The sequence below is a fragment of the Pseudomonas bohemica genome (genome assembly GCF_002934685.1).
GTDB lineage: Bacteria > Pseudomonadota > Gammaproteobacteria > Pseudomonadales > Pseudomonadaceae > Aquipseudomonas > Aquipseudomonas bohemica.
This window is the reverse complement of the sequence record NZ_NKHL01000071.1, coordinates 18906-30276: the sequence shown is the minus strand read 5'-3', so window position 1 is coordinate 30276 and position 11371 is coordinate 18906. Positions and strand designations below refer to the sequence as shown.

Below are 11371 nucleotides of genomic sequence, written 5' to 3'. Positions count from 1 at the left end.
TTCATTACCGTAATCATGGCGCAGCGGATGGGCGGGTTGTGGCAGGGTTGGTGGTGCCGGAGGATGAGCGGCATCTGGTGCCGCAGGCGCTGGCGGAGATTGGGTATCCCTATTGGGATGAGACGAATAACCCGGCGTACAGACTCTTCCTGGGCTGACTCGGTGAATCTTGGTATTGCCCGTCGTTGCACGATTCACGCTTGTGATTCTGGCCAGAGATCGCGCAAATCCCCCCTGTCCTTCGGGCAGGGGCGAGACTGGAAGCCAACGCAACTTCCTGGACGAGACTAAGCTCAAAACACGGCTTATATAAAGGAATGAACCGCAATGGAACACTTCGCTGCCCTTAAAATCCTGCACATGGTCACCACCGCGCTGCTGTTCATCTGCGGCGTGGCACTAGCGGTCTGGATCGTTCGCGGGCGCAGGGCCGGGGATCTGGCGGTGCAGAACCGCGCGATGCAGAAGCCTTGGGTGTTCGTCTGGCTGCTGATGGGCCTGTGCCTGCTGACCCTGCCGATCAGCGGTTGGTGGCTGGTGCATTACGCGGGCTGGCCCCTTGGCCAAACCTGGCTGTTGGCGGCCAGCGTTCTCTACACCTTCGGCGCCCTGAGCTGGGCTTGGCTGGCGGTGCGGGTCAATCGGCTCCGTCGACCGGTGATCGTGGGCAATCCGAAACTCACCCTCGCGCTGGCGGTGTTCAGTGCCGTCTGTTTTGTGGCGATAGCGGGCTTGATGGGCGCCAAGCCGGTTTAAGGCCGATACGGCAAAGCCGAACCTGACCCAAGGAACGCAATGAAGGTACTTCTGGTAGGACGGGGTTTGTCGGATGTCACCTGCTCGAGGCGCTGAGCAGCGCCGGTCATCAAATCATCGCGACCAGTCGCGCCCGGCAGTCGTCGACCTTGCCTGCGACGCTTTTTCAATCGCGTAACGAAATCACCGGCCAGCCACGACGGGTCGCTTCGGCGCGCAGTTTTTCGTCCGGGTCGACGGCCACCGGGTTGGCCACCTGCTCCAGCAGCGGCAGGTCGTTCATCGAGTCACTGTAGAAATAGCTGTCCTCCAGATGGAAGCCGTTCTCTTCGATCCAGCGATTCAAGCGGGTGACCTTGCCTTCGCGGAAGCACGGCACGTCCGTGGTGCGACCGGTGTAACGGCCCTCGATGATCTCGCATTCTGTCGCCAACAGTGTTTCGATACCCAGCCGTGCAACCACGGGCGCGGTCACGAAACGGTTGGTTGCGGTGATGACCACCAGTTTGTCGCCCGCGTCGCGATGCTTGGCAATCAGCGCCATGGCTTTGGGCAGGATCAGCGGTTCGATGCAGTCGCGCATGAAATCGCGGTGCCACTCGTCGAGTTGCGCAGTCTCGGTGCGCCCCAGGATTTCCAGGCTGAAATTCAGGTAGTCGGTCAGGTTCAGAGTGCCTGCCAGATAGTCCTGATAAAAAGCGTCGTTACGCGCCTTATAGGCAGCACCATCAAGGATGCCGCGTTCGCACAGGTAGTCGCCCCAGGCGTGATCGCTGTCACCCCCCAGGAGCGTGTTGTCGAGGTCGAATAAGGCCAGGCGCATGGGGTTACTCGCTGAAATGGCTGAAAAAAGAGCACAAGAATACGAGGTTTCATCAAGAGATCGCATCTATTAATGCAGTTGTCGCGATAAGCTGCCTGCGCCTCGTTGCTGCCTTCACGATCTTTGTGGAACAATGCGGCGACATGCGTTTGCGAGGTTGTAGCCGTGATCGACCCCGATGGTTTCCGCCCTAATGTCGGGATAATTCTGACAAATGATGCTGGCCAGGTCTTATGGGCTCGCCGTATCAATCAAGATGCCTGGCAGTTTCCGCAAGGGGGAATCAACCCTCAGGAAACGCCGGAAGACGCGCTCTATCGTGAATTGAATGAAGAAGTCGGGCTGGAACGGCACGATGTTGAAATTCTTGCCTGCACCCGAGGCTGGTTGCGTTATCGTCTGCCGCAACGCTTGGTCCGTACCCACAGCCAGCCGCTGTGCATCGGCCAGAAGCAAAAATGGTTTCTCCTGCGCCTGATCTCCAACGAGCAGCGGGTGCGGATGGATTTGACCGGTAAACCGGAGTTCGATGGCTGGCGCTGGGTCAGCTATTGGTATCCGTTGGGCCAGGTGGTGACATTCAAGCGCGAAGTGTATCGCCGCGCACTCAAAGAGCTTGCCCCGCGCCTGTTGGCGCGCGACTGACACGGAGTTCGACCCCGAGCCATGCTCAATACGCTGCGCAAGATCGTCCAGGAAGTAAACTCCGCCAAGGATCTCAAGGCGGCGTTGGGGATTATTGTGTTACGCGTCAAAGAGGCCATGAGCAGCCAGGTCTGCTCGGTCTATTTGCTCGATCCCGAATCCAATCGTTTCGTGCTGATGGCCACCGAGGGCTTGAACAAGCGCTCTATCGGCAAGGTCAGCATGGCCCCCAATGAAGGTCTGGTCGGCCTGGTCGGCACGCGCGAAGAGCCGCTGAACCTGGAAAACGCCGCCGATCACCCTCGTTATCGCTACTTTGCCGAAACCGGCGAGGAACGCTACGCGTCTTTTCTCGGCGCGCCGATCATTCACCATCGACGGGTGGTCGGGGTATTGGTGATCCAGCAAAAAGAGCGTCGTCAGTTCGACGAAGGGGAAGAAGCCTTCCTCGTGACCATGAGCGCACAGCTCGCCGGGGTTATCGCCCATGCTGAAGCCACAGGCTCGATTCGCGGTCTGGGGCGTCAGGGCAAGGGTATCCAGGAAGCGCGCTTCGTCGGTGTGGCCGGCTCGCCTGGGGCTGCGGTCGGTACGGCGCTGGTCATGTTGCCGCCGGCCGATCTGGAAGTGGTGCCGGACAAGGCCGTCACGGACATCAACGCCGAGCTTAAACTTTTCAAGAACGCCCTCGAGGGCGTTCGTAGCGATATGCGTACGCTTTCGGCGAAGTTGGCGACACAATTGCGCCCCGAAGAGCGCGCGTTATTCGACGTTTACCTGATGATGCTCGACGATGCATCGCTGGGCAGTGAAGTCACCAACGTCATCAAGACCGGCCAGTGGGCACAGGGCGCGCTGCGTTCGGTGGTCAATCAGCACGTCAGCCGCTTTGAACTGATGGACGACGCCTACCTGCGCGAACGTGCATCGGATGTGAAGGATCTGGGGCGTCGGCTGCTGGCGTATCTGCAAGAGGCCCGTCAGCAGACGCTGGTCTATCCCGATAACACCATTCTGGTCAGTGAAGAGCTCACTCCCGCCATGCTCGGCGAAGTGCCGGAAGGCAAGCTCGTGGGCCTGGTGTCGGTTCTCGGTTCTGGCAACTCCCACGTGGCGATTCTGGCCCGGGCGATGGGCATCCCAACGGTCATGGGCGCGGTGGATCTGCCGTATTCCAAGGTCGACGGCATTGAGCTGATCGTCGACGGCTACCACGGCGAAGTCTTCACCAACCCCAGCGAGGCACTGCGCAAGCAGTACTCGGTGGTGGTCGAGGAAGAGCGCCAGCTGTCTCAGGGCCTCGACGCCTTGCGCGAGTTGCCGTGCGTGACGCTGGACGGCCACCGCATGCCGCTGTGGGTCAACACCGGTTTGCTGGCCGACGTGGCCCGAGCTCAGCAGCGCGGCGCCGAAGGGGTGGGTTTATACCGGACTGAAGTCCCGTTCATGATCCAGCAGCGCTTCCCAAGCGAGAAGGAACAGCTGGCGATTTACCGCGAACAACTGGCCGCCTTCCATCCGCTGCCTGTGACCATGCGCACGCTGGACATCGGCGGCGACAAGGCGCTGTCGTACTTCCCGATCAAGGAAGACAACCCGTTCCTGGGCTGGCGCGGCATCCGCGTGACCCTCGACCACCCGGAAATCTTCCTGGTGCAGACCCGCGCAATGCTCAAGGCCAGCGAAGGCCTGAACAACCTGCGGATTCTGCTGCCAATGATCTCCGGCACCCATGAGACCGAAGAAGCCTTGCACCTGATCCATCGTGCCTGGGGCGAAGTTCGTGACGAAGGCACTGATGTGCCGATGCCGCCCGTGGGCGTGATGATCGAAGTGCCGGCGGCGGTCTATCAGACCCGTGAATTGGCGCGCCAGGTGGACTTCCTGTCGGTCGGTTCCAATGACCTGACTCAATATCTGCTGGCGGTCGACCGTAACAACCCACGTGTCGCCGATCTCTATGACTATTTGCACCCCGCAGTGCTGCAAGCGCTGCAAAATGTCGTGCGCGACGCTCACGCCGAGGGCAAGCCGGTCAGCATTTGCGGCGAGATGGCGGGCGACCCGGCGGCGGCGGTGCTGTTGATGGCAATGGGTTACGACAGCCTGTCCATGAACGCCACCAACCTGCCGAAAGTGAAGTGGATGTTGCGTCAGATCAATCTGAGCAAGGCCAAGGAATTGCTGGCCCAGCTGATGAAGAACGACAACCCGCAAGTCATTAGCAGCTCGCTGCAACTGGCGCTGAGGAATCTTGGGTTGTCGCGGATGATCAATCCGACTTCAGTGAAGGGGCATTGATCCGTCAGGTCGCACCCTTAGGCGCGCGCTTGCCCACGATTGCGGTGTGTTAGCGATATTCGTTGACAGGCAAAATGCAATCGCGGCCAAGCGCGCTCCTACATGGGGCCCGTAAATCAGTTAAATCTCTACTGCTACCTCACCCAATCTGCCGCCGTACGGCCCGAAACTGCGCTCGATCAATCTGCGGCTGCCATCCGCATTGACGATCAACACCGTGCTCGCTCGCGTTCCATAATTGGGGCTGGCGATGAATACGCTGGACAGCAATTTCTCAGTCGCCAGCCCCACGCCGGTATTGGGCAGCTCCGCGTCAGCCGCGGCTTCGGGATCTGCAAGAAATTGCAACAACGCCTGAGGATCGGGCTCATCCAGCTGACCGGACAGCGCCGCTTTTGCCTTCAATAACTTGGGCCAGGGCGTATCTAGCCCTGCGTTGGACACCCCATAAACGCCAGCCTTCAGCCGTTGAGGCACCGAATTGGCCGCGTTGAGAAAGTGCAGTTGTTCGCGATTACCCACCAGCAGATTGAAGCCGGCGTACTCCGCCGAGCGTCCGGCGACTTCGCGCAGGTAGTCGTCGATCGACAGCGAACCGCTCAAAAAACGCGCAACCAATTCGCCCCGCGAACGACGCCCCAATGGCTGACCCGGGTCGCGGATGTTGGTCAGCGCGGCAAAGCGTCCGTCGGCAGTGATGCCCAGCCATGTCCCGCCCGCTTCCAGATCGCGTCCGGCGTAGATATGCGGCGCTTCTTCCCACTGCGCCAGGGGCAACGTCGGACGGGCATAGAATTCATCACGATTAGCCGCCAGGATCAGCGGCTGCGGGTGTGCAGGGCGCCAGGCGAAGACGATCAGGCACATGCAGGCCTCCTTTTTTTGTCACTGTACGCACAGAACTGCCGGACATCCATCGCTGCTAGAGCGCGGGCGTCTGCTCCGGTAAACTGCCGCACTGTTTTCGGAGACTCCCATGGAATTTCTGCTCTACCTGGCCCTGGGCGCCTGCGCGGGTGTGCTGGCCGGCCTGTTTGGCGTGGGCGGCGGCATCATCATCGTTCCGGTGCTGGTGTTCAGCTTCACCTTGCAAGGCTTCGACAGTTCGGTCCTGACTCATCTGGCCGTCGGCACATCGTTGGCGACCATCGTCTTCACCTCGATCCAGTCGGTTCGGGCCCATCACCGCATGGGGGCCGTGCGCTGGGCGGTGTTCGGTTGGATGACGCTGGGCATTCTGATCGGCGCAGGGTTCGGTTCGCTGACCGCCAGCTATATCGCCGGGCCGAATCTGCAGAAAATCATCGGGGTGTTCGCGATTCTGGTGGCCATCCAGATGGCGCTGGACCTCAGGCCCAAGGCCAGTGGCAGCGTGCCGGGCAAGGCTGGCCTGACCGCCGCCGGTGTGGTGATCGGCTGGGCATCGGCGATTTTCGGTATCGGCGGTGGATCGCTCACGGTGCCATTTCTGACCTGGCGCAGTCTGACCATGCAGCAGGCGGTCGCCACGTCGTCGGCCTGCGGCTTTCCCATCGCGGTGGCCAGTGCCATAAGTTTCATGATTCTTGGGTGGCACGATCCGTTATTGCCCCCGCATAGTCTCGGTTTCGTGTACCTGCCGGCGTTGATCGGTATCGCGCTGACCAGCATGTTCTTCGCCCGGTTCGGCGCAAAGCTGGCGCATAAACTGTCGCCCAGGATGCTGAAACGACTGTTCGCGCTCTTGCTGGTGGTCGTCGGTACAAGTTTTCTGATTTGATTCGTCGCTCTATGAGCGTCCATTTAAGGAGTCGCAATGCTGCCTTACCCGCAGATTGACCCGGTAGCTGTGGCCATCGGTCCGCTGCAAATTCACTGGTACGGCCTGATGTATCTGGTCGGTATCGGCAGTGCGTGGTATCTCGCATCCCGTCGTTTGAATCGCTTTGACCCGACGTGGACCAAAGAAAAACTCTCGGACATGATCTTCTGGGTCGCGATGGGTGTGATCGTCGGCGGGCGGCTGGGCTACGTGCTGTTCTATGATCTGCCGAACTACATCGCCAACCCGCTGCTGATTTTCGAAGTGTGGAAGGGCGGCATGGCGTTCCACGGTGGATTCATCGGCGTGATGGTCGCCACTTACTGGTTCGGTAAACGCAACGGCAAGTCGTTCTTCCAACTAATGGATTTTATTGCCCCGATGGTGCCGATCGGTCTCGGCGCGGGGCGCATCGGCAACTTCATCAACGGTGAGTTGTGGGGCAAGCCGACCGATCTGCCTTGGGCCATGGTGTTCCCGCCGTACAGCGACCCGGCGCAACTGCCGCGTCACCCGTCGCAGCTTTATCAGTTCGCGCTGGAAGGTGTGGCACTGTTCCTGATTCTCTATTTCTTCTCGCGCAAGCCGCGTCCGACCATGGCGGTTTCCGGCATGTTCGCGCTGTTCTACGGCATCTTCCGCTTCGTCGTGGAGTTCGTCCGTGTGCCGGATGCTCAACTGGGTTATCTGGCCTGGGGTTGGGTCACGATGGGTCAGATCCTCAGCTTGCCGATGATCATTGGCGGTCTGGTATTGATCTGGCTGGCCTACCACCGTGCGCCTGCTGCGAACAAGGCAGCCGTTTGATTCTGAATCGCCGGCCCTGCGGGGCCGGCCGATTCACCAGTACAGAGGGCCTTAGGGCATGAAGCAATATCTTGAGCTTTTACAGGACGTCATCGCCAACGGGACGCGCAAGGGCGATCGCACCGGCACTGGCACCACGGCCGTGTTCGGTCGCCAGATCCGCCACAACCTGGCCGATGGCTTCCCGCTGCTGACCACCAAGAAGCTGCACTTCAAGAGCATCGCCAATGAGCTGATCTGGATGCTCAGCGGTAACACCAATACCAAATGGCTCAACGAGAACGGCGTGACCATCTGGGATGAGTGGGCCACCGAAGATGGTGACCTGGGGCCGGTCTACGGTGCGCAGTGGACCGGCTGGCCGACCAAGGATGGCGGCAAGATCAACCAGATCGACTATATGGTCGACTGCCTGAAGAACAACCCCAACAGCCGCCGCATTCTGTTCCACGGCTGGAACACCGAATACCTGCCGGACGAAAAGCTTTCGCCGCAAGAGAACGTCAAGGCCGGACGCCAGGCGCTGGCGGTCTGCCACTTGCTCTATCAGGCGTTCGTGGCCGACGGCAAGCTGTCGATGCAGTTGTACATCCGCAGTTCCGACGTCTTTCTGGGGCTGCCGTACAATATCGCCGCACTGGCGCTGCTGACGCACATGCTCGCGCAGCAATGCGATCTGATCCCCCATGAGATCATCGTCAGCCTTGGCGATACCCACGCCTATTCGAACCACGAAGAGCAGATCGCTACCCAATTGACCCGCACGCCGAAAAAGCTGCCTCAATTAAAGATCAATCGTCGCCCGAACAGCATTTACGACTACCGTTTCGAAGACTTCGAAATCGTGGGTTACGACGCCGATCCGAGCATCAAGGCGCCTGTGGCGGTGTAAGGAAATCCGTGCCAATCGCTCTGTAGCAGCACGGCTTGCCGGCGTTAGCGTCTTCTACAACGCCACCGCCCGCAAGGCCTGCAGCTGCAGGACTCGGTGAAGCTCCCCCGAGTGCTTTCCGGCACGCTGAACTCATTACGGCAACATATAAAACCTCACAAAACTACTTTGTTCTAACTGGTTAAATCCAAAGTTTCCAAGGTCGAAGTTTTCGCGGAAAGTTTCTATTGTTGCAGTTGTGTAATAACTGTTTTGCACAGCCGTAAACAAAATTGATTTGATAGATATTTTCAATCTACCCATTGCCCGTATTGAGTTAACTCTGGGGTTTGTTTGTTCTATAGTCGGCGTCTACCGATAAGTCTTCAGCCTGACAACGCGTTTGGAATCACCCTCCATGACCACGACGAACTTCAGCACTGACACCTATTCAAACCAGAGCTCAGGCCTTTACCGTACTGCCGCACGCATGCTCAACGAAGCCGGAATCCAGATTAACGGATCGGCCCCTTCGGATATTCGGTTCAACGGACCTGGCGTTATCGAACGAGCATTCGCGCAGGGAAATCTGGGCCTGGGCGAGGCGTACATGGATGGCCAGTGGGACAGCGAGCATCTGGACGAATTTTTCTACCGCCTGCTGAAGACTGGCATGACCGAAGAAGTGAAGCCTTTAAGGCTGGTGTTCTACGCGCTCATGGCCAAGTTCATGAACCGGCAGAACATCAAGCGCTCCAAGACCGTTGGCGAAGTGCATTACGACTTGGGCAATGACTTCTACTCGAAGATGCTCGACTCGCGCATGACCTATACCTGCGGGTATTGGGAAAACGCGACCAACCTTGAAGAGGCGCAAGCGGCCAAGCTCGATTTGATCTGTCGCAAACTGCAGCTCAAACCGGGTATGCGCGTCTTGGACATCGGCTGCGGCTGGGGCAGTTTCATGAGCTATGCCGCCGAGCACTATGGCGTCGAAGCGGTGGGTGTGAGTATTTCCAAAGAGCAGATCGCGTGGGCCAAAGAGCGTTACAAGGATCTGCCGCTGGAGTTCCGCTTCCAGGATTACCGCGAATTGGATGAGCAGTTCGACGCCATTGCCAGCGTGGGCATGTTCGAACACGTAGGCCGTAAGAACCATCGCGAATACATGGAACTGGCCCATCGCTGTTTGAAGCCTGGCGGGTTGTTCCTGTTGCACACCATCGGCAAGAACCAGCGCAACTCTTATCCTGATCCCTGGATCGACAAATATATATTCCCCAATGGTGATCTTCCTTCCATTGGGCAGATGGGCGATGCCATGGACGGGTTGTTTGTCGTTGAAGATTTGCACAACTTTGGTGCCGACTATGACAAGACCCTGATGGCCTGGCACGACAACTTCATGAAGGCCTGGCCGGAGTTCGAGTCAAAATTGGGCGAGCGTTTCTACCGGATGTGGCGTTATTACCTGTTGTCTTGCGCTGGCGCATTCCGGGCGCGGGATATTCAGCTGTGGCAGTGGGTGCTGTCCAAGGGCGGTGTGCCGCACGGGTACCACCGCAACCAGATTTAACGTAAGCCCACCTGTAGGAGCGCGCTTGCCTGCGAAAGGGTTTTGTCTGTGACGAATATGTCGCCTGACAGCCCGATCGCAGGCAAGCGCGCTCCTACAGTGCTTTTATGTCTGATTGATCGTCGCTGGCTATCGAATAATTGATAAGCAATTAAATTCCTCTATTCACCCTGTGCACACTCCTAATGAGCTTATGTGCCGGGTTTTCCTTATCGTTCTCCACATCGAACAGACGACGGCTGCCTTCACCGGAGGTGGCCCGTAACAGAGACCACCCGTGGAGTTACGCGCATGAGCAACAAACTGACCACCGCATTCGGCGCCCCCGTAGTCGATAACCAAAACATCCAGACCGCAGGCCCACACGGCCCAGCGCTGCTGCAGGACGTCTGGTTTCTGGAAAAACTCGCCCACTTCGATCGCGAAGTCATTCCCGAGCGCCGCATGCATGCCAAGGGTTCGGGCGCATTCGGTACCTTCACAGTCACCCACGACATCACCCAATTCACTCGCGCGAAAATCTTTTCGCAAGTCGGTAAGCAGACTGAAATGTTCGCCCGCTTCTCGACAGTGGCAGGTGAGCGTGGCGCAGCCGACGCAGAGCGCGACATCCGCGGTTTCGCCCTGAAGTTCTACACCGAAGAAGGCAACTGGGACCTGGTTGGCAACAACACCCCGGTATTCTTCCTGCGCGACCCGATGAAATTTCCAGACCTCAACCATGCCGTGAAACGCGATCCTCGCACTGGCATGCGCAGCGCGGAAAACAATTGGGATTTCTGGACTCAACTGCCGGAAGCCTTCCACCAAGTGACTGTGGTCATGAGTGAGCGGGGCATCCCGCGCAGCTACCGCGAGATGCACGGTTTCGGCAGCCACACTTACAGCTTCCTCAACGCGCAGCACCAGCGTTTCTGGGTCAAGTTCCATTTCGTCTCGCAGCAGGGCATCGCCAACCTGACCGACGCTGAAGCCCAGGATCTGGTCGGCCGGGACCGCGAATCGCATCACCGCGACCTGTACGAGAGCATCGAGAGCGGCAACTTCCCGCGCTGGAAACTGTTCGTGCAGATCATGCCGGAGAAAGAAGCGGGCGCTTATCACATCAACCCGTTCGACCTGACCAAGGTCTGGCCGAAAGGCGACTATCCGCTGATTGAAGTGGGTGTATTCGAGCTCAACCGCAACCCGGAGAACAACTTCGCCGATGTGGAGCAGGCAGCCTTCACGCCGTCCAACGTGGTGCCCGGCATCAGCTTCTCGCCGGACAAGATGCTGCAAGGTCGCCTGTTCTCCTACGGTGATGCCCAGCGCTACCGTCTGAGCGTCAACCACCACCAGATTCCAGTGAATTCGCCCAAGGCCGCGCTGCACGTGAACAGCTACCACCGCGACGGCTTGATGCGCATCGATGGCAACCGCGGCGGCATGACTTCGTACGAGCCCAACACCAAGGGCGCGTTCCAGGAGCAGCCGGATTTCAGAGAGCCACCGCTGTCGATCGAAGGCGCGGCGGGTCACTGGAACCATCGCGTGGACGACGACTACTTCTCGCAGCCGGGCAACCTGTTCCGCAAGATGAGCCCGAAAGAGAAACAGTCGCTGTTCGACAACACCGCTCGCGCCCTGCGCGGCGTGTCGGCTCCGGTCATCCAGCTGCACATCAAGCACTGCACACTGGCTGATCCGGAGTACGGCGCTGGTGTGACCGAGGCGGTGGAGCGCATTCATCACGCTTAAACGCCAACATTTGTAGGAGCGCGCTTGCCCGCGATTGCGATATGTCTGTGG

General features: G+C 58.9%; 10 protein-coding genes and 1 pseudogene. 9 read left to right on the top strand and 2 right to left on the bottom strand.

The features are described 5' to 3' along the window. Nucleotides 1–158, top strand: a pseudogene (locus CE491_RS02510) (threonine ammonia-lyase, biosynthetic); the annotation flags it as partial. Nucleotides 159–327: 169 nt separating this feature from the next. Further along, complete coding sequence (locus CE491_RS02505) at nucleotides 328–756, top strand: DUF2269 family protein (RefSeq protein WP_110946795.1); 429 nt, start codon at nucleotides 328–330, stop codon at nucleotides 754–756. A gap of 166 nt (nucleotides 757–922) precedes the next feature. On the opposite strand, the gene CE491_RS02500 is transcribed toward CE491_RS02505, so the two are convergent. Continuing rightward, nucleotides 923–1579, bottom strand: coding sequence for a histidinol-phosphatase (locus CE491_RS02500; protein ID WP_110946794.1), 657 nt, complete (start codon nucleotides 1577–1579; stop codon nucleotides 923–925). 165 nt (nucleotides 1580–1744) lie between these two features. Here CE491_RS02500 and CE491_RS02495 point away from each other — a divergent pair, with 165 nt between their 5' ends. Together CE491_RS02495 and ptsP are read left to right on the top strand one after the other, a co-directional pair. After that, entirely contained in the window at nucleotides 1745–2224 is a 480-nt protein-coding gene (locus CE491_RS02495; protein WP_062379340.1) for an RNA pyrophosphohydrolase, read from the top strand. A 21-nt stretch (nucleotides 2225–2245) separates the two neighbouring features. Further along, the gene (ptsP, locus tag CE491_RS02490; RefSeq protein WP_110946793.1) at nucleotides 2246–4525 is read left to right on the top strand and encodes a phosphoenolpyruvate--protein phosphotransferase; all 2280 of its coding nucleotides are present in this window, start codon (nucleotides 2246–2248) and stop codon (nucleotides 4523–4525) included. Between the two features lie 120 nt (nucleotides 4526–4645). Here the strand turns inward: ptsP and CE491_RS02485 are convergent, their stop codons facing one another. Further along, a complete protein-coding gene (locus CE491_RS02485; RefSeq protein ID WP_110946792.1) occupies nucleotides 4646–5392 on the bottom strand; it encodes an NRDE family protein in 747 nt (248 codons plus the stop codon). A 109-nt stretch (nucleotides 5393–5501) separates the two neighbouring features. Here CE491_RS02485 and CE491_RS02480 point away from each other — a divergent pair, with 109 nt between their 5' ends. The 5 genes from CE491_RS02480 to CE491_RS02460 all read left to right on the top strand — a co-directional run bounded on the left by CE491_RS02480 (nucleotide 5502) and on the right by CE491_RS02460 (nucleotide 11320). After that, complete coding sequence (locus CE491_RS02480; RefSeq protein WP_110946791.1) at nucleotides 5502–6284, top strand: sulfite exporter TauE/SafE family protein; 783 nt, start codon at nucleotides 5502–5504, stop codon at nucleotides 6282–6284. A 36-nt stretch (nucleotides 6285–6320) separates the two neighbouring features. Continuing rightward, nucleotides 6321–7133 carry a prolipoprotein diacylglyceryl transferase gene (gene lgt / locus CE491_RS02475; RefSeq protein WP_110946790.1) on the top strand — a complete coding sequence of 271 codons (813 nt, stop codon included), beginning with the start codon at nucleotides 6321–6323 and terminating at the stop codon, nucleotides 7131–7133. 58 nt (nucleotides 7134–7191) lie between these two features. Continuing rightward, entirely contained in the window at nucleotides 7192–8025 is an 834-nt protein-coding gene (locus CE491_RS02470; protein ID WP_110946789.1) for a thymidylate synthase, read from the top strand. A gap of 397 nt (nucleotides 8026–8422) precedes the next feature. After that, nucleotides 8423–9580: a cyclopropane fatty acyl phospholipid synthase gene (cfa, locus tag CE491_RS02465; RefSeq protein WP_110946788.1), complete on the top strand. Its 1158-nt coding sequence runs from the start codon at nucleotides 8423–8425 to the stop codon at nucleotides 9578–9580. Between the two features lie 291 nt (nucleotides 9581–9871). Next, entirely contained in the window at nucleotides 9872–11320 is a 1449-nt protein-coding gene (locus CE491_RS02460) for a catalase (protein ID WP_110946787.1), read from the top strand. Nucleotides 11321–11371: the final 51 nt, after the last annotated feature.

What these genes read in the sequence shown, in the direction of transcription:
- CE491_RS02505 (WP_110946795.1), top strand. Translation starts at nt 328, where the DNA reads ATGGAACACTTCGCTGCCCTTAAAATCCTGCACATGGTCACCACCGCG.
- CE491_RS02500 (WP_110946794.1), bottom strand. Translation starts at nt 1,579, where the DNA reads ATGCGCCTGGCCTTATTCGACCTCGACAACACGCTCCTGGGGGGTGAC.
- ptsP (WP_110946793.1), top strand. Translation starts at nt 2,246, where the DNA reads ATGCTCAATACGCTGCGCAAGATCGTCCAGGAAGTAAACTCCGCCAAG.
- CE491_RS02485 (WP_110946792.1), bottom strand. Translation starts at nt 5,392, where the DNA reads ATGTGCCTGATCGTCTTCGCCTGGCGCCCTGCACACCCGCAGCCGCTG.
- CE491_RS02480 (WP_110946791.1), top strand. Translation starts at nt 5,502, where the DNA reads ATGGAATTTCTGCTCTACCTGGCCCTGGGCGCCTGCGCGGGTGTGCTG.
- lgt (WP_110946790.1), top strand. Translation starts at nt 6,321, where the DNA reads ATGCTGCCTTACCCGCAGATTGACCCGGTAGCTGTGGCCATCGGTCCG.
- CE491_RS02470 (WP_110946789.1), top strand. Translation starts at nt 7,192, where the DNA reads ATGAAGCAATATCTTGAGCTTTTACAGGACGTCATCGCCAACGGGACG.
- cfa (WP_110946788.1), top strand. Translation starts at nt 8,423, where the DNA reads ATGACCACGACGAACTTCAGCACTGACACCTATTCAAACCAGAGCTCA.
- CE491_RS02460 (WP_110946787.1), top strand. Translation starts at nt 9,872, where the DNA reads ATGAGCAACAAACTGACCACCGCATTCGGCGCCCCCGTAGTCGATAAC.